The following is a 25,236-nucleotide window of genomic DNA, read 5'->3' as shown; positions in this document are numbered from 1 at the left end:
CGCCAACCATGCCCGATCATCGGGCATTCCGTCACGCCCCGGAGTGTGAACACCCCCACTGGCCGGCCGGTGGCGCAGGTCAGCGCACGGGCGAGGGAGTGAGCGGCCTGATCCCCTCGAAGATCCGGTCGAAGGCTTCGGCGCCGTGACCGTCGGCGACCTGGCGATCGATCAGCGCCTTGACCGGGGCGATGACGTCCAGCCCGACTCCGGCGTCCCGGCTGGCGCGGACGATGGCGTCGACCGCCGCCTTGTTGAAGTCGAGGCTCTGGACATCGGTGGTGTAGTCGCCGCTGTCGATGGCGGCGGTGGCCATCGGAATGGTCTGCGCCATGGCCGTGATCCACGGCACCGCCCGCTCCGCGAACTCGGCGGCCGAGACGCCCGCGGACCGCACCATGGCGGCGCCGTGCGTGAACCCGGCGAACATGAGGTACATCCCGGACAGCAGTGCGAAGTCGTACAGCGAGGCGAGCCCGGCGTCCTCGCCGAAGTAGTCGGCCGTTCCCATGAGCTTCAGTGCCGGCGTGTGTTCCTCGAAGACCGTCTTGGAGCCGCTGTACAGCAGCGACGACCCGGGCCGCCCGATCATGGGCGGGGTGGCCATGATCCCGCCGTCGAGGTAGTCGATCCCATGGCGTTCCGCCCAGGCGGCGAGTTCCCTGGCCTCGTTGGGCGCGGTACTGGTCAGGTTGACCACCGCCCGCCCCGCCAGGTCGGCCGCGAGCGGGTCGAGGACGTCGTGGACCGAGGTGTGGTCCAGCAGGCAGACGACGACCAGGCGACTCGCGCGGACCGCCTCCCCGGCCGTGGCGGCGGCCGTGGCTCCGGCCGCGACGAGCTCCGTCTCCTTACCGGGTGTGCGGTTCCACACCGCGACGCGATGCCCGCCCTCAAGGAACGCCGAGGCAAGGGCCCGGCCCATCGCACCGAGACCGAGAACGGCGATGGGCGACCCGGAGGATTCCGTCATCGTGCAACTCCTTCGAACGTGGAAAGCGCCATGTCAGGCGCTCATGAATGCTCGCCCCCTTGCCGCCCATACGACAAGTACCTACTATTTTGTGCGGTACTCACCAGAAGGTAAGTGAGAAGGCGGGACACCATGCCGAGCGAACGAAGGTCGGGGCCCTACCTCTGCGGCATCGACGCCGCGATGGACGTCGTCGGCGGCAAGTGGAAGGCCCTCATCCTGTGGGAACTCCACAACAACGGCACCCGCCGCTTCGGCGAACTCAGACGCGGCCTGCCAGGTGTGTCGGAGAAGGTCCTCATCCAGCAGCTACGCGAACTGGAAGAGGACGACATCGTGCACCGCGAGGTCTACCGCGAAGTCCCGCCGAGGGTGGAGTACTCGCTCACCGAACACGGCACGACACTGAACGCCGCCCTGCTCCCCCTGGGCGAGTGGGGCGCCCGCCGCGCCGCACGCATCGGCGCCGAGCAGGTCCCACACTGAGACCACCGCCCCGCGCCCCACCCCACGGGAAAACCCGTCCCGGGCAGGGCAGGGGATGCGATAGAGTTGGTCCCGTTCGCGGGGACGGAGACGAAACCGCAGGACACCGGGACGTAGCGCAGTTTGGCAGCGCACTTGACTGGGGGTCAAGGGGTCGTGGGTTCAAATCCCGCCGTCCCGACAAGAAGTGGGCGTTCACCCAGGTGAACGCCCACTTGGTCGTTCAGCCTCGACATTCGCCTGCGGCCGGCGCGGTCAGCGGTATATGTGATGCTCGGCGGGAACTCTCGTGACTACCCTTGCGCGCATGGGTGACGAGTTCGTACCGGGGCTCGATCTGGCGGAGGCCTTCTACCACCGGGCCGTGGCCCCGCTGATCGAGGTCCCCCATGCGGCGTGTCTGCTGGGCGAGGGGTCGGAGGTGCTCGGCTTCGACACCTCTCGATCGCAGGACCACGAATGGGGTCCGCGGGTGCAGATCCTCCTGAAGCCCGAACACGTCGAGGCGGTCCGATCCCGCGTCCGAAAAGGGCTGCCGCCGGTCTTCGATGGGTTCGACACCGCCTGGTACTCCCTGGCGGCCGGAACCGTGACGCACCACGTCCAGGTCATGCCCCTGACGGATTGGATCGTCCAAGTCCTGGGCCTGGACCCGCGGAGTGGGATGGACAACGCCGCCTGGCTCGGGACGCCCCAGCAGCGGCTCCTGCACCTGACGGCGGGACGGGTCTTTCGCGACGACGATGGGGAGCTGACCCGTGTCCGGCGGCTGCTGGCCTGGTACCCGGGTGATGTGTGGGCCTGGCTGATGCTCAGCGGCTGGCATCTGATCGGCAACACCGAGCCCCTGCGTGGGCGATGCCTGGAGACGGGCGATGTGATCGGCGTTCGGCTGCTCACGGCGAAGCTCTGCCGCCTGGTCATGGAGCTGGCGTTCCTCCAGGAGCGCCGCTACTGGCCCTACGATAAGTGGTTCGGCGCCGCGTTCGGCCGCCTGGCCGCCTCGACCGTGCTCTCACCACTGTTGGAGGCGGCTTTGAACGGTGAGGAGCCGCAGGCCACGGCCGCTCTCCAGGAAGCCCTGCTCTGGCTCGGGGGCCACCACAACGACCTCGGAATCACGGCCGCCGTACGCCCGGCCTACGGTCCCTTCGAGGTGGGCATCAACGGCGCCGTCCGCCCCTACCAAGTCGTCAACGCCGGCGACTACGTCGAAACGCTGCGGGCGAGCATCACGGACCCGAAGCTGCGCGGTCTCGTCCAGGTCGGCGGGATCGACCAACTCACCCACGCCGACGACGCGATCGTCACGCACACCGACTGGCCCGCGCGCATGGTCCGCGAGTACCGCGATGCCATGCGGTCTTAAAGCAGACCCTCTCGGTGCGGAGTGCCGGAGGGCCGAGTGGGTGGCGGGTGTTCTGCTGTGCAGTGGAAATCCTCAGGCCGTGCGGAGTGAGTCCACGGCCGCCGCCGGAGCGAGCGCCTCTACGAGCCGCACGTGGACGCTGCCCAGATTCGTTCCGCGGTCCCCGGTGACGACGCTGACGTGCCCCCAATACCGGCGGAACAGCGGAATGACGTCCTTCAGCGCGGCCGCCATGAAGGTGCGGAATCCGGGGCCGTCCGTCTCACCGCGAGCGCGGGCGCAGGCGGCGGCGAAGATGTCGACCGCCTCCTGAACCGGCCGCGGGGACTCGGCGTCCACGCGAGATTCAAGGGCCGCGGTGCACGCATCGACGAGCCCGGCATACAGCGACGCCTTGTCCCTCACGTGCGGGCAGACCCAGTAGACCGGGAACTCCGGATGAGCCGCCAGCACGTGCAGCTCGGCGTAGGCGAGAACCATATCGGCCGAGGGCGCGGGCGGAGGTTCCGGCACTGCGTCGGCGGTGATGAGATCGGCCAGCCGCCCCGGCACGGATCGGGGGATGACGCGCCCCCAGGTACGGACGAGGTCCGTGTGAGCCTCGGGGAGCCGCTGAACGCGCGCGAGGAGTTCCAGGCGGCGCAGGCGTTCCTCCGGAACACAGTCGCTCAGCGCTTCGAGCGTCGCCTGACGCCACCGAAGTTCCGAGAGCCGCCGCTCGACCAGGCCGAGCTCGACGCTCACCAGTTCGTCCAGCGAACGCTCGCCGGTGACCACTTCGGCGATGGCGGCGATCGGCGTGTCGAGAGCGCGCAGTCGCTGGACCAACCGCAGGCGTTCCAGCGCCTCAGGACCATAGCGGCGGTGCCCGCCCGAGCTGCGGCCCGCCGTGGGGAGCAGGCCGATGTCCGTGTAGTAGCGGACGGTCTTGACGGTGAGACCGGCACGGGCGGCGAGGTCGCCGATGCTCATGGTGTTCTGGGTCACAGTTCCTTGAATCTCCAGTGCGGGGGAGCTCCTAGTGTGCTGGAGATTCGACGGCCCGGACCTGTCCATTTCCGGTCAGTCCGGCTCGGGCACCGCGGTCCGCGGATCCCGTGACGTCCCCCGTCGGATAGGAGGGAACCATGAAGCGTGCCCGACGGGCTCTGGCAATGGCCGCCGTGACGGCCGCGGTGGCGCTGGCGCCGGTGGCGAACGCGGCTCCGGCGCAGGCGGCCGACTGCCCCACCATCAACGCGATGCCCCCTTCCGTCTCCGGCACCGTCGTGACCGCCCGGGCCTACTGGGAGTGTTACGGACTTCCGTCCGAGATCGCCCACATCACGGTCTCGCTGCAGCAGGACACGTTCTGGAACTGGCGCACGGTTTCGACGACCGAGCATCGGCGTCAGGGGCCTTCCGTTACCGGGCAGTTCAACGCGCCCGCCCATGACTGCCGAGGCGGCGGTAGCCAGACTTACCGGACATGGACCATCGCCACGATGGGCGGCGACTTCTCGCTCGCCTACGTGAGCGATCCGGTCACCGTCAACTGCGGATAGCGGGCATCTGACGCCTTCGCACGCCGCTTCGGTGTGCGAAGGCGTCGCCTGACCGGTCCGGGGCCGGGTACGGTTCCGCCGTGCAGCCGGGCACTCCCCGGACGACGCCGAGGACCTGTTGTCCCGCCTGCCCGTGTGGAAGCAGGCGCCCGCCGAGCAGGTCACCGCGCTGGCGCTCGTGTGGGCGTTCTTCCGCGTTCACATGGCCCGCCACGCACCGGGCGCCGGTCTGACGAAGCGGCATGCCGAACGGGTGCCGGCGGGCAAGGCGTGGGTCGGCCACCGGATCGCCCGTCAGGGCGGTCCCGGCTGACCAGGGCGGTGGACGCGACAGGCGAGGGACGTCTTCCGATCGGCAAGCCGAGCAGCCCCCGGGCCGGTGCGCGCCGGGAGACCCGGTATCTGACGCACCGGCCTTCGGGGCATGCCAGGCCGGTCACGCCCAGATGACGTACAGGTAAGTCGTGAACCAGCCATCGAAGTCGCAGCGGTATGCCTGGTAAGCGCCGTTGTGAACGCCGATCTGCCCGGTCGTCTCACAGGTCTGGTAGCCGATGGCCGGATTCCCGACGTTCGTGTAAGCCGAGACCGGCCCATCCCACTGAGCCGCGGTCGCCGGGCCGGCGACCGCGATTCCGCCACCGAGTAGCGCGGCCGCGGTGGCGGCCGTCGCGGCCACCCTCGTGCAGGTACTCATCGTTGTCGTCCCCCCGTAGGAAGTGTTTCAACGACGATCCTTCGGTGCGCGCCACTGGGGCGTCCATGACTTTCGGTCTGACCCGAAAAGCCACCATCCTGCGTTCAGCCGGTGACGGCCTGAGAGCGCCACCACGCACATCCACGCTCACCGGCCGGTGCGGGGCCGGGGAGCGTCGTCCCGCCCCGCACCGGCACGGTGATCGGCCCTGGCGCCGACCACGGCCGGAGGTCGCGCGTCACGAGGATGTGAAAGAGAACGTGCCGTACGCTCCGGTCTCCATCGCGAAGGTCTCGACTCCGCCGGACCCCTGTGCCTGGCAGGTCACGCCGGTGTCGCCGTCCGGGGTGACGAGCAGGTACTCCTCCATGTCGCACAGCACCGCCTCGGCTTCGGCGTACCACCGCAGTGCGTCCTCGGCGATGTCGCGGGAGATCGGCTTGCGCTCCGCCTCGGCCTCGAAGGAGAAGACGAACTCGCTCCCGCTGATGTCGACGTTCCAGGGGACCTCAAGTCCCTGGTAGGTCACCGTGCAGGTGATGCTCTCCTGGGTGGACGCGTCGGTCTCCGGGCACTCCGCCGTAGCTGAGGGGTCGGCGGCCTGCGCGAAGGTGATCGTCTCGGTCAGGAGTTCGTACTCGATCTGCTCGGTCGGCGACGCGGACGAGCCCGGGTCCGGGGGAAGCTCGTTCTCGTCGAACCTCGGGGCCGAGGACGGAACGGGGCCGGTGCGGAAGTCACCGGAGGCCGCGGCGGCCTCGGCCGGCGCCGACTCCGCGGTGGTCGGTGCCGGGGCCTCGGCGGGCACCTCGCTGTCCGGAGCGCCGCCACAGCCGGCGAGCACACCGACGGCGAGCACGCCGGCGACCGTGCCGGTGAGTCGCTGCTGGACGGGGGTAACTCTCATGGATCTCTCTTCTCACTGGTGCGGGGAGCGCCTGACCAGGCCTGCGGTACGGCCCCGGATCGGACCGGGTGCCGTTTCCGTTGCCGCAGCGTGGCCGTCCTCGCCACGTCACGCCTGAAGTCACTGGCACGGACCATGATCACGATTCGCCGCACGTGGTGTCCATGACGGTCCGTCCACACCTTCTTGACGCTGAGTCCACACCGCACCTCGGTGCCCGGCCTGGGCCGGACGCCGATGCCCGTGGCGGCCCGCCGCAGCCGGTGCGGCGGGCCGCCGCGGGTCCTCGGCGTCCGGGCGTTCAGAACACGAAGCCGCGGAACAGCAGGATCGCGAGCCCGAGGCCGACCAGCAGGTTGAACACGGTGGCGAGCGCGAATACGCCGACCGGCCGCCAGCCCGCCTCGCGCAGGGCTCCGGCGGAGAACTCCAGGCCGATGCTGGTGAACGCCGCGATGAGGAACCAGTCGCGCAGCGCCTGGGCGGTGTCCAGTCCGGGCTGTCCGGCGTCGCCGGTCGCTCCGGCCCATACGGTGGCGAGGACGGAGGCGGCGAGGAAGCCGAGGACGAACTTGGGAAAGCGTTCCCACAGGGCGGCCGCACCGGGGCGGCGCGCCGTGCCGGCCGGGGCGACCCGCAGCGCGAAGTAGCCGGTCAACGCGACCGCCACCACCCCCAGGAGCACGTTCTGGGCGGACTTGACGATGGAGGCGATCTGCAGCGCCTCCTCGCCGACGATCGCGCCGGAGGCCGCGACCGCCGCCGTGGTGTCGATGTTGCCGCCGATCCACGCCCCGGCCTGCGCGCCGCTCAGCCCGATCACGTCGACCAGCCAGGGCAGCAGGAAGATCGATGGCAGCGCGAAGAGGATGACGAGACCGGCGGTGTAGGCGAGCTGCTCCCGCCTGGCCTGGACGGCTCCGGCGGCGGCGATGGCGGCGCTCACGCCGCAGATCGCGACCGCCGAGGCCAGCAGCGCGCGCAGCCGCTCGTCGAGGCCGAACCGGCCGCCGAGCCACCAGGTGAACAGGAAGACCGCCGTCACCAGGACCAGCGCCTGCAGGATGGCCGGTCCGGCGGCGCGGACGATGACGTCGAGCAGGACCGTGGAGCCGAGCAGCACGAGGCCCGTCTTGATGAGGAACTCGGTACGGAACGCCACCGCCAGCCGGTGCCGGACGCGGGCCAAGGTGAGCACGACGTTGCCGAGCAGGCCCAGGATGATGGCGTAGACCGGGTACTCGACGGCCTCGGCGAACCCGCCGATCGCGGTGCCGGCCGTCGCCTCGGGGACGTAGGACTCCAGGAACCGGGTCGTCGCGGTCAGGGCGAGCAGGACCGCGACGCCGGCCGCGCCCCATGCCCAGGTGGCGGGGCGGGTGGACGCCGCGGGTGGACTCGTGGGGCTCGGGCCGGTGGCGGTCTCGGGGCCGGCTTCGCGGGGCGGGTCGGTGCGGTCGTCGCTCATCACGGCACCAGCCAGGCCGGGATGGCGCCGAGCAGCGCCAGGACGAGCAGGGCCAGCCCGGTGATCGTCGCCGCCCAGTCCTCGTTGATCCGGGGGACGGTCCGCCGACCGCCCGGAGGTGGGTCTCCGGCGGTGGGGCGGGGTCGTGTCTCACTCATGCGTTTCCTCAGGGGGATGGTCGTGGTGCCGGAGACACCGAAAAATCCAATAAACCTACTGATTTAGTGTAGTTACTCGCTGTCGCGAACGGAAGACGGCATGCCACCGCAATGGCCCGCCCACCCACGGCCCACCGGGGACCGGGACGAATCCGGCCCGGATACGAGGCTCCTCGTCCGCTCCCGGTCCCGCCGGCCGCTCCGCCGGCCGGTGCGGTCAGGACGCCGGCGCCGCGAGTTGCCGGCAGATGAGCGTGTGAGCGAGTCGTACCGTGGCGAGCAGGTCCTCGCGGTCCACGCCGAGGTTGGATCGCACCGACAATCCGTGCCAGACGGATTGGACCAGCCCGGTCAGCGCCGCCGCGTCGGTCCCGGCGGCCAGTTCGCCGTCCTGGACCGCCCGCTCGACGCGCGCGCGGAGCGTCCGCTCGTTCCAGCCGTGCAGTTCGGCGAAGTAGGCACTGGTGTCGAGCGTGCTGGTGCTGTCGGTCATCACGGCACTGCTGACGAGGCATCCGGGATGCGCGTCACTCGGCCGGGTGAACTCCTCGACCGAGTCGGTGAGGACGCGTTCGATGACGGTCCGGATGTCCTTCTCCGCGACGGCCTGCCGGTAGATCTCCCGGTAACGCTCGGCGTAGGTCCGCACCGCTTCCTCGAACAGCCCCGCCTTACTACCGAAGGCGGCGTAGAGGCTGGAGGCGGAGAGCCCGAGGGCCGCGGTGAGGGCGCGGGTCGACGTCCCGGAGTAGCCGCGGCGCCAGAAGAGGCGGGCGGCGTCGAGGATCGCGCGGTCGCGGTCGAAGGCGCGTGGCCGTCCGCGGTTTCGCTGGGGCACGGTTGCATTGTAGATCGTTTGCTCCATAATGGATTTATGGAGCGAACGATCCAGAAGAGGCTGCCGGTCGGCGAGGGTAGCTGGGTCACGGTCGACGTGTACGGGGAACCGGATGCTCCGGGTCTCGTCGTTGTGCCGGGCGCGATGAGCGACGCCCATACCTGGCGGCACGTCGCGAGGGCCATCGACGCCTGGCCGTCGGTGGCGGTCCTCAACCGCCGGGGACGCGCGCCCTCGGGTCCGTTGACCGCAACGTACTCGCTGCGGACAGAGGTCGAGGACCTCGGCGTGATCCTCGACGAGTTCGGGGGCATCACGTCGCTCTTCGGCTGGAGCTACGGCGGGTTGATCGCGCTGCTCGCCGCCAATGATCGGCCGCTGCGCCAGGTGATCGCCTACGAGCCGGTGATGCGGCCGTTCGGCCGCCACGCACTACCGGACCTCAAGGCCGCCCACGACAGAGCGGACTGGGACGCCACCGTCGACATCGTGAACCGGCAGATCTCCGGCTTCAACAAGGCGCATATCGCGGCCCTGCGCGCCGACCACCAGGGATGGGCCGCCCTGCGCCGCCTCAGCAAGCCCGCCCACGCCGAAATCACCGCCCTGAACACGGCACCGCCACCGGGTGCGATGGCCCGGCGGGCGGACCGCGTCGATCTCATCATCGGCCGGCACAATCTCGGGACGGCCCCGTACGGATCATCGTTCGACGACGTCCGGCGGCACCTCCCGGATGCCGAAGTCCATGAGCTTCCGGCCCAGGGCCACCTGGCCCACATCCAGGCGCCCACGGAACTCGGCCGCCTGCTCAATGCCCTCGCCGCCGCACGATGACGGTCATGGTGACGCGCCGCCCTCCGCCGAGCCGCGGGCGGCGGGCGCGCCGCGTCCGGCCGACCCGTTGCGCCGCCCTGGCGAACTCGGCCGGCACGACCGGCGGCTCCCTGGGCGGCACGGGCGCGCGGCAGGTCGTCCCCCACGCACGGCGTCCGCGTGCCGCGGGGGCCGACCCGCTCCGGGCGGGCGCGCCCGGGCGGAGTCAGCCGCCTTCGAAGGTGATCTCCACCCGCCGGTTCTGCGACCGTCCCGCCGGAAGGTCATTGCCCTCGTCGTCGGTCTCCTCCGCGACCGGCTCGTCGGACCCCCGCCCGGACGCCTCGATCTCCGGCGCCTCGTCGCCGAGCAGCTCCACCAGCGCGTCACGCACCGTCTCGGCCCGGCGCTCCGACAGGTCCTGGTTGTAGTCGTCGGCGCCGAGCCCGTCGGAGTGCCCGACCACCCGCACCGTTCCGGGCGCGTCCGCCAGGCGTTCGGCGAGGTCGCCGAGGGTGGCCTCGGCATCGTCGCTGAGCACGTCCTCATCGAACTCGAACAGCACGTCGGTGGCGATGATCACCGTGGTGGCCGAGCCCTCCGCCTCTTCGGACTCCATCGGCTCGACGGCCTCTTCGACGTCAAGGGCGGTGACGGCGTCCTCGACGTCCAGGCTCACGACGGACTCCTCCAGCCGCGCGGCCGTGATCCCGGCCGTGCCCTGCTCGCCGTCCCCCGCCGCCAGGAGCGCGGGGGTGAGCGCGAGCAGGCCGGCCAGCCAGAGCCCGCGCCGGCCCGGGCCGTTCACCGCAGCACCGGGACGTCGGTGACCGGCGGGAGTTCGCCGACGTAGAGATCCATGGCGGTGACGTCCTCGGGCGGCGCCGCGAACGTGAAGCTGAGGTCGCGGGGCTCGCCGTAGGTGAGATGGGTGTTGCCGGCGTCCGGTGCCTGGAGGGTACCGCCGGAGTCGCGGACGACGTTGTAGCGGGCGAGGTTGGCGGTGTCGACGAGGTAGGGCTGGACTCCCATGTAGCCGTAGAGCCGGTACAGGCTGTCCCCGCTCCTGTCGCCCGTCTGCTCGGCGGTCACGGTCGCGGTGAGCTGCATCAACTCGCCCCGGACTCGCAGCGCATGGATCTGGACCTCGGCCTCGCCGTTACGGTTCTGGTAGGGCCAGGCCGTCTCGGCGACGACCTCCGTGGTCTCCGCGGAGGCGTCGGCCGTGCTCTCGGCCGTCTCCGTGCCGCCGTCACCGTCCGGCTCACCGCCGTTGCCCGTGGCGCAGCCGGTCAGCAGGAGCGCCAGCAGGAGTGGGGGTGCCGCAGCCTTCACGGGCGATCGCATGTCGGGAACTCCTGATCTCGTGGGGGAGCTGTGCAGCGCAGACGCGCTTCGGGAGGAGGCGCACCAGCGCCAAGCGAGGGGAAGACCAGGGCACGCCCGCGCGCGGTCATATGCCGGCTGACATACGCCAGAGCCCTGGCACCCCGCCGAGTCTCCCCTCGCAACCGAGCAAAGTCAACACAGTGTCGATTTCCGCCGCCATACTGCCAAGACTCAGGACCGCCGCACGGGCCGCCCGGACCTCGCGCCTTCGAACGCGGCCGGCGTCCCTCACCAGCCCCGGCTACGAACCGGAACCCTCCACCACGCCCGCGTCCCTTGGTTCCTCGGCTCCGATGGTGCGGCGGATGACGTGCATGAGCGTGTCCAGGAGCTCGTCCTCCTCCTGGGGGGTGTGGGCACGGGTGAAGAGCATGTAGACGCTGCGTTCGGCCATCCAGCTCAGGGCCATGGCGACGCTGTACGGCTCCGCACCGGTGTCGGGGAGAACGCCGCGCGCACGGTCGCGTTCGATCGCGGTGGCATAGAGCCGCGCACAACGTTCGAAGTAGTCCTCCCATGCCATCCGCATGCTCGGGCGATGCGTGAGCAACTGGTTGGCCGCGCTGACCAATGGTGCGTTCCGGCGCCACAGGTCGAAGCTGAATCTGAGGATGTGCTCCACGCTTTCCACCGCGGTCTCGCCGGGTAGCGCCGCGCGGTCGGCGAGCGTGTCGACGATGCTCAGGACAGAGCGTGCGATGGCGGCTTCGACGACGGCGTCCTTGCCGTCGAAGTAGAAGTACACCGCGGCGCGGGAGAGCCCGGCGCCGGCCGCGATGTCGGCGATGGTGACCTCGCTCAGCGGTTTTTCAGCCAGGAGCCGCTCCGCGCTGTCCAGCAGCGCGATCTCCTGGCGGTCCCCACGGCTCATAGCGGGACGGCGCCGCCCGCTCGGGGAGGGGGGCGAGGACTTGGCTGTGCTCATGGGCCCACGGTAGCGATCAACGGCGCCTCGTGCGGCCGGATGCTGATAATAATCGACACTGTGTCGATCGAGACTCGGGAATGCCGACGGCCGCCGCAGCGGGAGCGCGGCGGCCGCGCTCCCGAACAGGCCGCCGGTGCCGCCATGCCGGCTGCTCCCTCCCACCGACCACGTCGGACGCCGCACGCCTGGCCGCGAAAGGAGGCCCGCCTCGGGGGAAATCCGGCCGCCATCGGCGACCACGGTCCGGGAGCCGTCGCCCTCGGGGCACACCCGTGATCTGGCTGGAACATCGGCGATGGGAACCTCCACGACGACTCCGCTCCCTGACCTGAGCCACGTCCACAGAAGATGCCAGGCGCCGGAGCGTGGCGTGCCGCGGCCGCTGTCGATGAGCGACCGCTCCCCATGCGCTTCCCGCGCCTTGAGCGACGGCGTGATTACCGACAGTTTTCCGATTCGTTAGTTGAATTTCACACAATCGCGCTTGGCTCGTAGGTGTCACCCATTGGGAGGTCCCCGTGCCCCGTCCGACCCGCTACGTGTCCAGATCCGACCTCGGCTGGGGTGACTCCCCGGCCGGCTACGCCAACCCCCGCAGCGGCCTGGTGATCCACTACGACGGCTCGAACCAGGGCCTCGCCGGGCAGGCGCACTCCGCCTGTCTCTCCTATTGGCGGGCCACCCGGAACTTCCACATCAACACCAACGGATGGGTGGACATCGGCTACTCCTTCGCCGCCTGCCCGCACGGATACGTCATGGCGGGGCGGGGCCTGTTCAAGGTCCAGGCCGCCCAGCCCGGGGGCAACAGCACCTACTACTCGTGCACGCTCTGCGGCGGGCCGGACGATCCCGTCACCGACGCACAGATCAACGCGGTCCGCGAGCTGCGGCAGTGGCTGATGGAGCCCGAGTCCAGCATCGCCGGGACCGTGCGCGGGCACCGTGACTTCATCTCGACGTCCTGCCCTGGTGACCGGGCCTACGCGATGGTCCAGGACGGCACGTTCGCCCGCCCGCCGGCGTCCGGTGGGACTCCCCCTCCCGACCCCGAATCGGAGGATTTCCTCGACATGGCCGACCTCACCTGGCTGTCCTCGTCCCGCACCCAGCGGCTTCCCAACGGTGTCCCGGTGTGCCTGCTGTTCCAGGACGGCCGGGACGCCCGGATCACCCCCGACGACCCCTACGCCACGATCGCCTTCCAGAACCGCAAGTTCACCGGCACGCTCAACGGCCGCGTCGTCGCGGTCGGGGCGGACGGTGAACCGGCACCGGTCGCCTACCGGGTGCAGCTGGGCAAGGTGCGGGGTGCCGTGGGGGCCGACGCCACGCCGGATCCGCTGTTCGCCGGAGGCGTCTTCACCACCACCGAGTGCAACGTCAGCCTGGACGAGATCACCCGCGCCGACGAGCGGCTGCGCATCTACGTCACCGCCCTCGTGGACGGCGCGGAGTGGCGCGGCGGGAAGGTCACCGGCTGGATCGCCCCGCTCTGATCGCCGGGGCGCGGCTCCGCGCGCGTCCGGGTGGCGTTCCTCCCGCTCTCCGGGCGGGTCCGCCACCCGGACCCGCCCGCCGATGGTGCTAGGGAACCGGTGTCACCAGGCGCCCTTCCGTCAGGTAGGCGTTCAGGTTGCGCAACGCCAGCTCGCCCATGGCCTCCCGGGTCTCGTGGGTGGCGCTGGCGATGTGCGGCAGGAGCACGACGGAATCGAGGCCGAGCAGCGGTTCCGGGACGTGGGGTTCGTCGGCGAACACGTCGAGGGCGGCGCCCGCGATGCGGCGCTCGACGAGGGCCGACACCAGCGCCGGCTCGTCGACGACGCTGCCGCGCGCGACGTTGACGAGGTAGCCCTGCGGGCCGAGGGCGGCGAGCACCTTCTCCGAGACGAGGCCGCGGGTGCCGTCGCCGCCCGAGGTGGCGACGACGAGCACGTCGGCGGATTCGGCGAGGGCCTCGGCCGAGGGGACGTAGCGGTAGGGGACGCCGCCGGCCGGGCGGCGCGAGTGGTAGCTCAGCCGGACGCCGAACCCGGCCAGCCGGGCGGCGATGGCCCGCCCGATCCGGCCCAGGCCGAGGATGCCCACGTGCTTGCCGCTCACCTTCGTGGCGAGGGGGAACGCCGCCCGCGTCCAGTCGCCGCGCCGGACGTGACGGTCCGCGGCGGACAGCCGCCGCATGACGTCGATCAGCGCCCCGACGGCGAGATCGGCCACGCAGTCGGTCAGCACGTCCGGCGTGTTGCTGACGTCGATACCGCGGGCCCGCGCGCGGGCGACGTCCGTGGTCTCGTACCCGACGCCGAAGTGCACGATCGCCCCGAGGTGCGGCAGCGCGTCCATGACATCGTTCGGAACCCCGACCCGGGCGCTGGTCACGGCGGCGGCGACCGCGGGACCGTGTTCGGCCAGGACCGCCGCGCGGTCGGGGTGCTCGTGCAGCCGGATCGTGCGGTGCCGGGCCGCCAGACCGGCCTCCAGGGACGGCGGCAGCGGGCAGAGCTGCAGGACGGTGCGCGGCGGCGCTGACGTGGGCATGGCCGGACTGCCTTTCGACGAGGGGAGCGGCGGGGCCGCCGCACGGGTGGCTCCCGGGTGCGCGGGCACCCGGGAGCCGGGGCTACCGCGCGCCGGTCTCCGCGACGCCGTCGACCAGCCGTGGCACGCCCGCGGAGTCACCGTCCCGCAGCTCCACCGGCAGCAGGGCCTCGGGGACGTCCTGGTAGCTGACCGGGCGCAGGAAACGCTCAATGGCCAGTGTCCCCACCGAGGTGGTCGCGGGCGCCGAGGTGGCGGGGAACGGCCCGCCGTGCACCACGGCGTGCCCCACCTCCACCCCGGTGGGCCAGCCGCCGAACACGACCCGGCCGGCGAGCAGTTCCAGCCGGGGCAGCAGTTCGGCGGCGGCGGGGTGGTCGGACTCGGCGGCGTGCACCGTGGCGGTGAGCTGGCCTTCCAGAACGCCGAGGACGTCGTGCAGCTCCGTCAGGTCGCGCAGCCGGACCACGAGGGAGGTGGCGCCGAAGACCTCGCTCTGCAGGGTCTCGTCGGAACGGAAGGTGGCGCCGTCGGTGACATAGAGCCGAGCCTGGCCGCAGGTGGCGATGGCCTCGTCGCGGCCTCCCGTGGCGAGTTCGGTGACGCCGGGCCGCCCGGCCAGCCGTTCCGCGCCCTCGTCGTAGGCCCGGCGGATCCCGTCGGTGAGCATCGGCGCGGCCGGCGCGGCGGTGACGGCGTCCTTGGCCGCGGTCAGGAACTCCTCGGCGTCGCCGACGGTGAAGACCAGCCCGGGGCTGGTGCAGAGCTGGCCCACGCCCGTGGTGAGCGAGGCGACGTAGCCGGCCCCCAGCTCCGCCCCCTTCTCGGCCAGGGCGCCCGGCAGCAGCACGACCGGGTTGACGCTGGACATCTCGGCGTAGACCGGGATCGGCACCGGCCGCGCCGCGGCGGCCGCGGCCAGGGCCAGGCCGCCGGAGCGGGAGCCGGTGAAGCCGACGGCGGCGATGCGCGGGTCCTGGACCAGCGCCGTGCCGAGCCCGGGTCCGGGGCCGAACAGCAGGGAGAACGTGCCCTCGGGAAGTCGGTGTTCCCGCACCGCCGCGCGGACCGCCCGCCCGACGAGTTCGGACGTGCCGGGGTGGGCGTTGTGCGCCTTGACGACGACCGGGGCGCCGGCGGCCAGCGCCGACGCGGTGTCACCGCCCGCGACCGAGAACGCCAGCGGGAAGTTGCTGGCGGCGAAGACCGCCACCGGGCCGAGCGGGATCTTGCGCTGGCGCAGGTCGGGCTTGGGCAGCGGCGACCGCCCGGGGTCGGCCGGGTCGACGCGGACGCCGAGCCAGGCACCGTCGCGGAGCACGGCCGCGAACAGCCGGAGCTGGCGGGTGGTGCGCGCCCGCTCCCCCAGTACGCGCTGCTCGGGGATGCCCGTCTCGGCGGTCACCCGGCGGACCAGGGTGTCGCCGAGGGCGTCGATGTTGTCCGCGATGCTCTCCAGGAACCGGGCGCGGGTCTCGGCCGGGGTGCGGCGGTAGCCGTCGAACGCGGCGTGCGCGAGTTCCGCGGCCCGGGCCGCCTCGGCCGCGCCGCCCTGCGGGTAGCCGGGTTCGAGGCGCTCGCCGCTGGCCGGGTCCACGGCGAACACCTCGTCCGCGCCGGGCGGGCGGACGTCGGCGAAGCCGATGAGCATGGCGCCGGCCGGGGCGGTCTCCGGGGTGATGGGCTCGGTCATGCGCGGGTCACCTTCTCCACGAGGGCCTTGAGTTCGCCGAGTTCGGTCGCGGTGAGGTCGGTCAGCGGCGGGCGCACCGGCCCGGCCGGGCGGCCGGTGACGGCGAGCCCCGCCTTGACGATCGACACCGCGTAACCGGCCCGGCGGTTGCGGATGTCCAGGTACGGCAGCACGAACTCGTTGAGCTTGCGGTAGACGGTCTCGGCGTCACGGGCGCGTACCGCCGTGTAGAAGTCGAGGGCGAACTCCGGCAGGAAGTTGAAGATGGCCGACGAGTAGGTGGTCACCCCCATCTCCAGGTACGGCAGCGCGTAGGTCTCGGCGGTGGGCAGCCCGCCGATGGAGAGCAGCCGGTCGCCGAGGCGGGCGTGGATGCGGGTCATCAGGTCGACGTCGCCGATGCCGTCCTTGAACCCGATGAGGTTCGGGCAGTCGTCCACGAGTTCCTGGACCGTGTCGAAGTGGTAGGCGGCGTTGGCCCGGTGGTAGACGATGACGCCGAGCCCGGTGGCGGCGCAGACCGCGCGCACGTGGGCGGCGAGCCCTTCCTGCGGCGCCTCGGTGAGGTAGGGCGGCAGCAGGAAGACGCCGCTCGCCCCGGCGGCCTCGGCGGCGCGGGCCATGGCCACCGCCTGCGCGGTGCCGTACCCGGCGGGCGCGACGACGGGCATGCCCTCGGGCACCGCGGCGACGGCGGCGCGCACGACCCGGTCGACCTCGTCCGGGGTGAGGGCGAAGAACTCCCCCGTGCCGCCCGCGGCGAACAGCCCGGAGGGCCCGGCGGCGGCCTGCCGGCTCACGTGGTCGCGGTAGGCGTCCTCGTCGAAGCCGAGGTCGTCGCGGGCGTGGGTGACGGGGAACGAGAGCAGCCCCGAGCCGAGGACGGCGCGCAGTTCTTCGGGGGCGAACTGGGTCATGAACGGTCTCCGATTCGTCGAACGACTGCTGTGGAGCCTAGGCAGCCGCCCCGATACCCGTCCAAGTCGAATTCGGCATCCGTCGATACCGCCCCGGCAACGCCGCAGGTGAAACACGGTATCCGCCGTGCGGCGGCGCGTCGGGGGCGACGCCGCGCCCGGCCCGCCGGGCCTCCGGACCGAACGGGCCCCGCCGCCGGACGCCCGCCCGGCGGCTGCCCGGCCGGCCGGCGCCGGCGTCGCTGACCTGCGGCCGGCCCGATCGGCGGCGTGCCGCTCCCCGTTTTCGCGGCGCCGCACGCATCGGCGGCCCCGGCGATCCGCTCTCTTGACGCGCCACAACCCGGCCGTCTACAAATGCAGACGACGTACGTGTTTCTGGACACAAGCCCCCGTGTCTTCACCCACTCCACCAGGGGAGCGTCCCCACATGACCATCGGAGAGACGATGCCGTCATCCGCACCTCCCCGGCCGCGCGGCGGGCCGTCCCGCACCTTCGCCGTCGTCACCGCGCTCGCCGCACTCGCCGCATTCCCGGGCTGCACCGTGGCCAACAGCGACGCGGCCGGAAGCACCGGGACGGCGGGCGACACGCTGCGCGTCGTCCTCGCCCAGGAGCCCCCGACCCTGGAACCCTGTGAGGCGTCGCTGACGTCCACGGGCGTCGTGGTCCGGTCCAACATCACCGAGCCGCTCATCGAGCGCGACCCGGAGAGCGGCGAGCTGGAGCCGCTGCTGGCGACCGCGTGGGAGCGCACCGGCCCCAGCACCTGGAGCCTGGACCTGCGCTCCGGCGTGACCTTCCACGACGGGCAGGAGTTCACCGCCGAGGACGCCGCCTTCTCGATCGACCGCGCCGTCAACTCCGGCCTCGCGTGCAACGTGGACGGCTACGTCTTCGACGGCAGGGACCTGGAGGTCGAGGTCACCGGCGACCTGTCGCTGAGCGTCACCACGGAGGTCCCCGACCCGATCCTGCCGCTGCGCCTCAGCTTCATCGAGGTCGTCCCCCGCACCACCAGCACCGAGCACAAGGTGCGCGAACCCGTGGGCACCGGCCCCTACGTCCTGGACGGCTGGGAGACCGGCGTCTCCATCTCGCTGCGCCGCAACGACGCCTACTGGGGCGAGCCGCCCGCCTACCCGGAGGCCCGTTACGTGTGGCGGTCCGAGCCGAGCGTGCGCGCCGCGATGATCACCAGGGGCGAGGCCGACCTGGCGACCGCCCTCAACCCCGAGGACGCCACCGAGGACAACTCGGTCGCCTACCCCAACAACGAGACGGTCGCCCTGCGGCTGGACGGCCGGGAGCCCCCGCTCGACGACATCCGGGTCCGCAGGGCGATCGACATGGCCGTCGAGCGCGACGCCATCGCCTCGACGCTGCTCGCCGGCCTCGCCGAACCGGCGGCCCAGCTCGTGCCCGAAGGCGTGGTCGGCCACGACCCCGAACTCCGCGGCACGCCGACCGACCCGGAAGCGGCCCGTGAACTCGTCGCGGAGGCCGCCGCGGACGGCGCGCCGATCGACCGGCGGATCACGCTGGTCGCCCGCAACGGCATGTTCCCCCGGGTCGCCGAGACCGCCGAGGCGCTGCAGTACCAGATGGCGCAGCTCGGCCTGAACGTGCGGATCGAGATGCTCGACACCGCGGCCCACCTGCAGTACCAGCTCCGGCCGCTGCCGGAGAACGTGGGCCCCGTCGCGCTGCTGATCATGCACGGGAACCAGACCGGCGACGCCGCCTTCACCGCGAGCCAGTACCTGCTGAGCGAGGGCGCCCAGTCCACGTTCGGAACCGAGGAGCTCGACGCGGAGATCGCCGCCGCCGGCGAATTGTCCGGCGCGGACCGCCAGGAGGCACTGGCCGGGGTCCTCGCCCACCAGAACGCCGACGTCGTGCAGTACGCCCACGTCGCCCACATGCGCGGGCTGATGGGGATCTCCCCCGCCGTCCACTACCGACCGAACTCCGCCAGCGGAGACGAGCTGCGGCTGGCCGAGGTGCGGCCCGCCGGCCGGGAGGGATCCTGACATGACCGCCTTCCTCGGCAAACGCGTACTGTCCAGCGCGATCCCGCTGCTCTTCGTCGTGCTGGGCGTCTTTTGCCTGGCCCGGCTGACCGGCGACCCCGTCAACCTGTACCTGCCGCTGAGCGCGACCCCCGAGCAGCGGGCCGAGTTCTCCGCCGCGCACGGTTTCGACCAGCCCATCGCGGTGCAGCTATGGGACTACCTCGGCCAGCTCGCGCACCTCGACTTCGGCGAGTCGCTGCGCACCGGGCAGCCGGCCGCCGAGATGGTGCTGGCGGCGTTCCCCGCGACCCTGCAGCTCGCGGCCGTGACCATGCTCATCGCGACGGCCGGCGCGGTGGTGATCGGCTGCCTGGCCGCCTACCGGCCGAACTCCCTCGCCGACCGGATCTGCAGCTTCCTGTCGATGACGGCCGCCAGCATCCCGGACTTCTGGTTCGCCATCATGGGGGTGCTCGTCTTCGGCGTGACCCTCGGCTGGCTGCCCACCTCGGGCGTGACCGGCGGCCCGGAGGTCTGGGTGCTGCCGATCGCCACCCTGCTCATCCGCCCGTTCGGCGTGCTGGTGCAGGTGGTGCGCGGCGCCATGGTGGCCGCGCTCGCCTCGCCCTACACCAAGGTGGCGCGGAGCAAGGGGGCCGGGGAGGCGCGGGTGGTGTTCGGGCACGCGCTGCGCAACGCCGCCATGCCCGTGCTCACCGTCGCCGGGGACCTCGCGATCGGCCTGGTCAACGGGGCGGTCGTGGTCGAGACCATCTTCGGCTGGCCCGGCATCGGCAAGCTGATGATCGACTCCATCCTGCAGCGCGACTTCGCCGTCCTGCAGGCCGCCGTACTGCTGACCGCGGTGACGATCTTCGTGCTGAACATCCTCATCGACGTCTGCTACGCCCTGCTCGACGCCCGCGTGCGACACGCCGTCCCGGCCTGAGACCGAGGAGCCCGCCATGACCGCCCCCGACCACTCCGGCAGCGAGCCGGCGCCCGCGGCCAAGCGCCCGGCACGCTGGTGGACGCTGCTGGGCAGCGACCGCTTCGCGCTGGTCGCGGCCGTCCTGCTCGCGCTGGTCCTGCTGACGGCGCTGCTCGGCCCGCTCCTCATCGGGGACCGGGCCGTCCGCCAGGACCTCGGCGCCTCGCTGCGGCCGCCCTCGCTCGACCACGGGCTGTTCGGCCTGCTCGGCACCGACGTGCTCGGCCGCAGCATGCTGGCCCGGCTGATCGAGGCGGCCGGAACGACGCTGTCCGTCGCCGTCCCGGCCGTGCTCTGCTCCCTGGTGATCGGCTCGGCGGTGGGCATGTGGGCCGGGTACCACGGCGGGCTGCGGGAAAGCGTCGCGATGCGCGTCGCCGACGTGATCCTGAGCTTCCCGTCGCTGCTGCTCGCCGTCGTCGTGCTGTACGTGTTCTCCCCGAGCGTCGCCAACCTGGTGCTGATCCTGGCGTTCGCGCGGATCCCGGTGTTCCTGCGCACCGCGCGGGCCGAGGCCGCCGAACTGCGCAGCCGGCTGTTCGTGGACGCCGCGCGCACGTTCGGCGCGCGCAGCGGCCCGACCATCTACCGGCACATTCTGCCGATCACGCTGCCCACGCTGCTGACCGTGGCCACCCTGGACTTCTGCTTCGTCATGCTGTCGGAGTCCTCGCTGAGCTTCCTCGGAATCGGCATCCAGCCGCCCGACGTGAGCTGGGGGCTGATGGTCGCTCAGGGCCGCCAGTACCTGCAGACGGCGTGGTGGATCGCGGTGCTGCCCGGCATCGCCATCGTGGTCACGACCGTGTCGGCCACCGTGCTCGCCGCGTGGGCGCGGCTGGCCACCGACCCGGCGCAGCGCTGGCGGCTGACGACTCCGCGCGCCGGAGCCGCTCGGGCCGGCACCCGCTCGAAGGGCACCCGCGCGAACCGAGAAGGGACCAGCGCATGACCGCCTCCGCAAGCCCCACCCCCCGCCGTCCGCCGCGGCGGCGCGCACCGCGGCCCGCCGCGCCCCGCGAGGCCGCCGGTCCGGACGACGCGAGTCCCGCACTGGAGGTCGACGCGCTGACCGTCGACGTCCGCACGCCCGCGGGCCTCGTCCGCGCCGTCGACGGTGTCGGCTTCTCGGTCCGCCGGGGCCGGACGCTGGCGCTGCTCGGGGAGTCCGGGTGCGGCAAGTCCATGACCGCCCTGGCGGTGGCCGGCCTGCTGGAACCGGTCGCCGAGGTCAGCGGCGGATCGGTCCGGGTGGGCGGCACGGACGTGCTGCGGCTCGGCCGCGCCGAACGCCGCCGGCTCGCCGGGCCGGTGCTGTCCATCGTGTTCCAGGACGCCCTGACCGCGATGAACCCGGTGCAGACGGTGGGCGCGCAACTCGGCGAGCCGTTCCGCATCCACCGCGGCCTGTCCCGCCGTGCGGCGCGGGAGAAGGCGATCGAGCTGATGGAGGCCGTCGGCATCCCCGAGCCGCGGGCGCGGGCCCGCTCCTACCCGCACCAGTTCTCCGGCGGGATGCGGCAGCGGCTGCTGATCGCGATGGCGGTGGCGCTGAGCCCCGACGTGCTGATCGCGGACGAGCCCACGACCGCGCTCGACGTGACGGTGCAGGCGCAGGTCATGCAGTTGCTCGCCGACCTGCAGGAACGGAACGACATGGCGCTGGTGCTGATCACGCACGACCTCGCCGTGGTGGCCGAGCGCGCCGACGAGGTCGCGGTCATGTACGCCGGGACGGTGGTCGAGACCGGGCCGGTGCGCGAGGTGTTCACCCGGCCGCGCCATCCCTACACGCGTGGGCTTTTGGACTCGGTGCCCGAGAACGTGGAGCGGGGGCGCCCGCTGCGCTCGGTCCCGGGCAGCCCGCCGGAGCTGAGCGCGATCCCGGCCGGCTGCGTGTTCCAGGCCCGCTGCCCGATGGCGCGCGAGCGGTGCGCCGAGCGCCGTCCCGTCCTGGAGCCGGCCGGTCCGTCGCGGGCCGCCGCCTGCCACTTCTCCGAGGAGCTCGCCCGTGCCTGACAACGCCGCCGCCACCGCGGCCCCCGCGACGGCCGAAACCGCGCCCCTGCTGGAGGTCACCGGCGTCCGCAAGACGTTTCGGGTGACCGGCGGCGGGGCCGCGAAGTCGAGGCTGACCGCCCTGGACGGGGTCGACCTGCACGTCCGCCGGGGCGAGACGCTCGGACTCGTCGGCGAGTCCGGCTGCGGTAAGTCGACGCTGGCGCGCGTCCTGCTGCTGCTGGAGCGCCCCGACGCGGGGACCGTGCGGTTCGAGGGGACCGACCCGTTCGCGTTGCGCGGCCGGCGGCTGCTGGCCTGGCGGCGCCGGGTGCAGATGGTGTTCCAGGACCCGTTCGCGTCGCTGAACGCCCGGATGACCGCGGCCGACATCATCGGGGAGCCGTGGCGGACGCACCGCGACGCGGCGCCCGCCGACCGGGACCGGCGCGTCCGGGAACTGCTCGATCTCGTGGGGCTGCGGGCCGGTGACGCGCACCGCTACCCGGGCGAGTTCTCGGGCGGGCAGCGCCAGCGGATCGGGATCGCCCGCGCCCTCGCGCTCGGCCCGGACCTGATCGTCTGCGACGAGCCGGTCTCCGCGCTGGACCTGTCGGTCCAGGCGCAGGTGCTCAACCTGCTCGCGGACCTGCAGGAGCGGCTTGGCGTGTCCTACGTCTTCATCTCGCACGACCTGTCGGTGGTGCGGCACGTGGCCGACCGGGTCGCGGTGATGTACCTCGGCAAGGTGATCGAGCAGGGGCCGACCGAGAGCGTCTTCGACCGGCCGCTGCACCCCTACACCAGGGCGCTGATGTCGGCCGCGCCGACCCTGGACGTGTCCGGGGAGGCCGCGGCGCGCCGCATCCTGCTCACCGGCGAACCGCCCTCCCCGCTGGACCCGCCGTCGGGCTGCCGGTTCCGCACGCGCTGCTGGCAGGCCGCGGAGCGGTGCGCGGCCGAGACCCCGCCGTCCGCGCACCGGTCCGGCGCGGACGGTGCGGACCGGGACGGGCACGCAGCGCTGTGCCACTTCCCGCTGGAGGCCGCCCCGGCGGTCTCGTGAGCACACCGCGCCGGGCGGCCGATCCCGTACGGGGGCGGCCGGCCGGTGTGCCGGTGTCGCGGGTTCCCGGCCCGGGAACGGTCAGGCGCCGGCGCGCACCACGTTGGTCAGCGGCTCGCCCGCGGCCAGCCGCGCGATGTTCGCGGCGATCTCCCGCGCCCGGCCGGTGAACGTGGAGCGGGTGTGCCCCGAGTGGTGCGGGGTCATGACGACGTTGTCGAGCCGGTGGAACGGCCGGGTGTACCCGCAGGCGCCGCCGCCGTCCTTGGGGTGGCTCCACCACACGTCCAGGGCGGCCCCGCCGATGCGGCGTTCGGCGAGCGCGGCGTAGAGGGCGTCCTCGTCGACGATCGGCCCGCGCGCCACGTTGACCAGCAGCGCGTCCGGCCGCATCCGCGCGAGCTCGGCGGCACCGATCAGCCCGGTGGTCGCCGGGGTCAGCGGGACGGTGATCACGACGACGTCGGAGCCTTCGAGCAGCCCCGGCAGGCCGTCGTCGCCGTCGACCCGGTCCATCCGCACCCCCTCGGGCAGCGGCGCGCGGGGGTCGCGGCGGACCGCGCGGGCGCGCATGCCCAGCGCGGTGGCCGCCCGAACGACGGCGGCGCCGATCTCGCCGAGGCCGACGACGCCCACCGTGCGGCCGGCCAGGGTGTCGCCCAGCGGGACGCCGGGATCCACCGCGACGGACTCCCACGTCCCCGCACGGAGCAGGGCGTCCGCGCGCCGGACCCGGCGGGACAGCATGAGCACCGCCATGACCACGTGCTCGGCGATCGAGACGCCGTGGTGGAAGGTGTTGCACACGGTCACGCCGGGCGCGAGCGCGTGCAGGGGGATGCGGTCGACGCCCGCGCCGGTGACGTGCACGAGCCGCAGGCCGCGGGCGGCCTCCGCCATCGGCACGCTCATCCGGGAGGCGACGAGCACGTCCGCCGACCGCAGCCGTTCGGCCACCTCTCCGTCGGGGCGGCCGGCGAGGAACTCCCACTCGTGGCCGTCGGCTCCCTCGCCGGTCAGCAGGTCACGGAACCGGTCCAGGATCGGATCGGTGAGCACGATCCTCATCGCGCACCGTCCCCGCGGCGGCGGCCGGGGGTCACCACCGCGGGGCGGCGGGGTCGAAGCCGGGCTGGAAGCGCCGCATGTACCCGGTGTCGTCGCGCTCGCGGATCCCGCTGGCCAGGTACTGCTCGTGCATGCGCGCCAGAGCGTCCCGGTCGAGCTCGACCCCGAGTCCGGGACCCGTGGGCACCGCGACCGCGCCATCGGCGAAGGTCAGCGCGCCGGGCACGATGACGTCGTCGGCCGGGTCCTTCCACGGCCAGTGGGTGTCGCAGGCGTAGGTGAGGTGCGGGGTGGCGGCGGCCAGGTGCGTCATCGCGGCGAGGCTGATGCCCAGGTGGGAGTTGGAATGCATCGACAGCCCCATGCCGAAGGTGTGGCAGATGTCGGCCAGCGAGCGCGACCGGCCGAGCCCGCCCCAGAAGTGGTGGTCGGAGAGGATCACCTGGACGGCGTTCGCGGCGACGGCCGGCCGCACGTGGTCGAACGCCACCACGCACATGTTCGTGGCCAGCGGCATCGGCACCTCGCGGGCGACCTCGGCCATGCCGTCGATGCCGGTGGTGGGGTCTTCCAGGTACTCGATGACGCCGTCGAGTTCGGCGCCGACCCGGATCGCGGTCGGCACGGTCCACGCGCCGTTGGGGTCGATCCGCAGCGGGTGGCCGGGGAACGCCTCGCGCAGGGCCAGGATGGCCGCGACCTCCTCCTCGGGCGGGAAGACGCCGCCCTTGAGCTTGATGGCGCGGAAACCGTACTCGTCGATCATGCGCCGCGCCTGCGCGACGAGGTCGTCCGGCTTCAGCGCGGCGCCCCAGGAGTCGGGCTCGGCCCCGGGGTGGCCGGCCCACTTGTAGAAGAGGTAGGCGCTGTAGTCGACCCGGTCGCGCACCGCTCCACCGAGCAGGTCGCTCACGGGGCGGCCGATCGCCTTGCCCTGGACGTCCAGGCAGGCCACCTCGAACGGTGAGAGCACCCGGTCGGCGGTGCTGCTGCCGGTGACCATGCCGCTCATGCCGTGCCCGGCCGTTCCGCGGTCGCCGGCGAGCCGGTCGCGGACGAGGGCGGCGATCTCGTGCACGTGCCACACGTCGACGCCGGTCAGCGCCGCCGCTGCCGCGCGCAGCCGGTCGAGGTGCCCGGCGTCGCCGTAGGTCTCCCCCAGTCCGGTGAGCCCGGAGTCGGTGACGATCTCCACGATCGCGCGCAGCGCGAAGGGCTCGTGGACGCCGACCGTGTTGAGCAGGGGCAGGTCCCGGAAGGCGACCGGCGTGATGCGGACCTCGCTGATGCGGTGCGGCTCGCCGGCCGTGTCGTTACCCACGTGTCTCCTCCGCCAGTGTCGGACCGACGGCGTGCGCCGGTGATCTGCGTC

Annotated in this window: 26 protein-coding genes and 1 tRNA gene; 12 read left to right on the top strand and 15 right to left on the bottom strand. The window is 72.5% G+C overall.

The window, feature by feature from the left end:
- Positions 1-79: 79 nt before the first annotated feature.
- Complete coding sequence (locus tag ACFQRF_RS11990) at positions 80-973, bottom strand: NAD(P)-dependent oxidoreductase (protein WP_379871123.1); 894 nt, start codon at positions 971-973, stop codon at positions 80-82.
- Between the two features lie 132 nt (positions 974-1,105).
- Here ACFQRF_RS11990 and ACFQRF_RS11985 point away from each other — a divergent pair, with 132 nt between their 5' ends.
- The 3 genes from ACFQRF_RS11985 to ACFQRF_RS11975 all read left to right on the top strand — a co-directional run bounded on the left by ACFQRF_RS11985 (position 1,106) and on the right by ACFQRF_RS11975 (position 2,828).
- Complete coding sequence (locus tag ACFQRF_RS11985) at positions 1,106-1,459, top strand: winged helix-turn-helix transcriptional regulator (RefSeq protein ID WP_379871122.1); 354 nt, start codon at positions 1,106-1,108, stop codon at positions 1,457-1,459.
- Positions 1,460-1,566: 107 nt separating this feature from the next.
- Positions 1,567-1,640: transfer RNA gene (locus ACFQRF_RS11980), tRNA-Pro, on the top strand.
- 126 nt (positions 1,641-1,766) lie between these two features.
- The gene (locus ACFQRF_RS11975; RefSeq protein WP_379871121.1) at positions 1,767-2,828 is read left to right on the top strand and encodes a DUF4037 domain-containing protein; all 1,062 of its coding nucleotides are present in this window, start codon (positions 1,767-1,769) and stop codon (positions 2,826-2,828) included.
- Positions 2,829-2,900: 72 nt separating this feature from the next.
- Here the strand turns inward: ACFQRF_RS11975 and ACFQRF_RS11970 are convergent, their stop codons facing one another.
- Entirely contained in the window at positions 2,901-3,815 is a 915-nt protein-coding gene (locus tag ACFQRF_RS11970) for a helix-turn-helix domain-containing protein (RefSeq protein WP_379871120.1), read from the bottom strand.
- 140 nt (positions 3,816-3,955) lie between these two features.
- Between ACFQRF_RS11970 and ACFQRF_RS11965 the strand changes: the two genes are divergently transcribed.
- Both ACFQRF_RS11965 and ACFQRF_RS11960 read left to right on the top strand, forming a co-directional pair.
- Complete coding sequence (locus tag ACFQRF_RS11965) at positions 3,956-4,372, top strand: hypothetical protein (RefSeq protein WP_379871119.1); 417 nt, start codon at positions 3,956-3,958, stop codon at positions 4,370-4,372.
- Positions 4,373-4,490: 118 nt separating this feature from the next.
- Positions 4,491-4,685, top strand: coding sequence for a hypothetical protein (locus tag ACFQRF_RS11960; protein ID WP_379871118.1), 195 nt, complete (start codon positions 4,491-4,493; stop codon positions 4,683-4,685).
- Positions 4,686-4,808: 123 nt separating this feature from the next.
- Here the strand turns inward: ACFQRF_RS11960 and ACFQRF_RS11955 are convergent, their stop codons facing one another.
- The 5 genes from ACFQRF_RS11955 to ACFQRF_RS11935 form a co-directional block, all read right to left on the bottom strand.
- Positions 4,809-5,069 carry a hypothetical protein gene (locus ACFQRF_RS11955; protein ID WP_379871117.1) on the bottom strand — a complete coding sequence of 87 codons (261 nt, stop codon included), beginning with the start codon at positions 5,067-5,069 and terminating at the stop codon, positions 4,809-4,811.
- 238 nt (positions 5,070-5,307) lie between these two features.
- Complete coding sequence (locus ACFQRF_RS11950; RefSeq protein ID WP_379871116.1) at positions 5,308-5,976, bottom strand: hypothetical protein; 669 nt, start codon at positions 5,974-5,976, stop codon at positions 5,308-5,310.
- Between the two features lie 301 nt (positions 5,977-6,277).
- A complete protein-coding gene (locus ACFQRF_RS11945; RefSeq protein ID WP_379871115.1) occupies positions 6,278-7,444 on the bottom strand; it encodes a YeiH family protein in 1,167 nt (388 codons plus the stop codon).
- Positions 7,444-7,602 (bottom strand): hypothetical protein, encoded by a 159-nt coding sequence (locus tag ACFQRF_RS11940; RefSeq protein ID WP_379871114.1) that lies wholly within the window; start codon positions 7,600-7,602, stop codon positions 7,444-7,446. Before ACFQRF_RS11940 ends, ACFQRF_RS11945 begins: the two co-directional genes overlap by 1 nt.
- Positions 7,603-7,819: 217 nt before the next feature.
- Positions 7,820-8,440 (bottom strand): TetR/AcrR family transcriptional regulator, encoded by a 621-nt coding sequence (locus tag ACFQRF_RS11935; protein ID WP_379871113.1) that lies wholly within the window; start codon positions 8,438-8,440, stop codon positions 7,820-7,822.
- Positions 8,441-8,476: 36 nt separating this feature from the next.
- Between ACFQRF_RS11935 and ACFQRF_RS11930 the strand changes: the two genes are divergently transcribed.
- Positions 8,477-9,277 carry an alpha/beta fold hydrolase gene (locus ACFQRF_RS11930; protein WP_379871112.1) on the top strand — a complete coding sequence of 267 codons (801 nt, stop codon included), beginning with the start codon at positions 8,477-8,479 and terminating at the stop codon, positions 9,275-9,277.
- 205 nt (positions 9,278-9,482) lie between these two features.
- Here the strand turns inward: ACFQRF_RS11930 and ACFQRF_RS11925 are convergent, their stop codons facing one another.
- The 3 genes from ACFQRF_RS11925 to ACFQRF_RS11915 form a co-directional block, all read right to left on the bottom strand.
- Positions 9,483-10,064, bottom strand: a complete 582-nt coding sequence (locus ACFQRF_RS11925; RefSeq protein WP_379871111.1) for an OmpA family protein — start codon at positions 10,062-10,064, stop codon at positions 9,483-9,485.
- Positions 10,061-10,603 carry a hypothetical protein gene (locus ACFQRF_RS11920; protein WP_379871110.1) on the bottom strand — a complete coding sequence of 181 codons (543 nt, stop codon included), beginning with the start codon at positions 10,601-10,603 and terminating at the stop codon, positions 10,061-10,063. The genes ACFQRF_RS11925 and ACFQRF_RS11920 overlap by 4 nt, the downstream gene beginning before the upstream one ends.
- A gap of 283 nt (positions 10,604-10,886) precedes the next feature.
- Entirely contained in the window at positions 10,887-11,570 is a 684-nt protein-coding gene (locus tag ACFQRF_RS11915) for a TetR/AcrR family transcriptional regulator (protein WP_379871109.1), read from the bottom strand.
- A gap of 521 nt (positions 11,571-12,091) precedes the next feature.
- Here ACFQRF_RS11915 and ACFQRF_RS11910 point away from each other — a divergent pair.
- Positions 12,092-13,072, top strand: a complete 981-nt coding sequence (locus ACFQRF_RS11910) for a peptidoglycan recognition protein family protein (RefSeq protein WP_379871108.1) — start codon at positions 12,092-12,094, stop codon at positions 13,070-13,072.
- Positions 13,073-13,160: 88 nt separating this feature from the next.
- Here ACFQRF_RS11910 and ACFQRF_RS11905 read toward each other — a convergent pair whose 3' ends face one another.
- The 3 genes from ACFQRF_RS11905 to kdgD all read right to left on the bottom strand — a co-directional run bounded on the left by ACFQRF_RS11905 (position 13,161) and on the right by kdgD (position 16,724).
- Positions 13,161-14,114, bottom strand: coding sequence for a 2-hydroxyacid dehydrogenase (locus ACFQRF_RS11905; protein WP_379871107.1), 954 nt, complete (start codon positions 14,112-14,114; stop codon positions 13,161-13,163).
- Positions 14,115-14,196: 82 nt separating this feature from the next.
- On the bottom strand, positions 14,197-15,807 hold the full coding sequence (locus ACFQRF_RS11900; protein ID WP_379871106.1) for an aldehyde dehydrogenase (NADP(+)): 1,611 nt from the start codon (positions 15,805-15,807) through the stop codon (positions 14,197-14,199).
- Positions 15,804-16,724: a 5-dehydro-4-deoxyglucarate dehydratase gene (kdgD, locus tag ACFQRF_RS11895; protein WP_379871105.1), complete on the bottom strand. Its 921-nt coding sequence runs from the start codon at positions 16,722-16,724 to the stop codon at positions 15,804-15,806. Before kdgD ends, ACFQRF_RS11900 begins: the two co-directional genes overlap by 4 nt.
- Positions 16,725-17,154: 430 nt before the next feature.
- Here kdgD and ACFQRF_RS11890 point away from each other — a divergent pair, with 430 nt between their 5' ends.
- From ACFQRF_RS11890 to ACFQRF_RS11870, 5 genes are read left to right on the top strand one after another with little or no spacing between them, the layout of a single operon-like run.
- Positions 17,155-18,759, top strand: a complete 1,605-nt coding sequence (locus ACFQRF_RS11890; RefSeq protein ID WP_379871104.1) for an ABC transporter substrate-binding protein — start codon at positions 17,155-17,157, stop codon at positions 18,757-18,759.
- 1 nt (position 18,760) lies between these two features.
- On the top strand, positions 18,761-19,690 hold the full coding sequence (locus ACFQRF_RS11885; protein ID WP_379871103.1) for an ABC transporter permease: 930 nt from the start codon (positions 18,761-18,763) through the stop codon (positions 19,688-19,690).
- A 16-nt stretch (positions 19,691-19,706) separates the two neighbouring features.
- Positions 19,707-20,684 (top strand): ABC transporter permease, encoded by a 978-nt coding sequence (locus tag ACFQRF_RS11880; protein WP_379871102.1) that lies wholly within the window; start codon positions 19,707-19,709, stop codon positions 20,682-20,684.
- The gene (locus ACFQRF_RS11875; protein ID WP_379871101.1) at positions 20,681-21,751 is read left to right on the top strand and encodes an ABC transporter ATP-binding protein; all 1,071 of its coding nucleotides are present in this window, start codon (positions 20,681-20,683) and stop codon (positions 21,749-21,751) included. Before ACFQRF_RS11880 ends, ACFQRF_RS11875 begins: the two co-directional genes overlap by 4 nt.
- Complete coding sequence (locus ACFQRF_RS11870; protein ID WP_379871100.1) at positions 21,744-22,796, top strand: ABC transporter ATP-binding protein; 1,053 nt, start codon at positions 21,744-21,746, stop codon at positions 22,794-22,796. Before ACFQRF_RS11875 ends, ACFQRF_RS11870 begins: the two co-directional genes overlap by 8 nt.
- An 81-nt stretch (positions 22,797-22,877) precedes the next feature.
- Here ACFQRF_RS11870 and ACFQRF_RS11865 read toward each other — a convergent pair whose 3' ends face one another.
- Positions 22,878-23,864: a 2-hydroxyacid dehydrogenase gene (locus ACFQRF_RS11865; protein WP_379871099.1), complete on the bottom strand. Its 987-nt coding sequence runs from the start codon at positions 23,862-23,864 to the stop codon at positions 22,878-22,880.
- Positions 23,865-23,895: 31 nt separating this feature from the next.
- Entirely contained in the window at positions 23,896-25,185 is a 1,290-nt protein-coding gene (locus ACFQRF_RS11860; protein WP_379871098.1) for a glucarate dehydratase family protein, read from the bottom strand.
- Positions 25,186-25,236: the final 51 nt, after the last annotated feature.

Source organism: Marinactinospora rubrisoli (assembly GCF_042664915.1).
Lineage (GTDB): Bacteria > Actinomycetota > Actinomycetes > Streptosporangiales > Streptosporangiaceae > Marinitenerispora > Marinitenerispora rubrisoli.
This window is presented reverse-complemented; position numbering and strand designations above follow the sequence as displayed.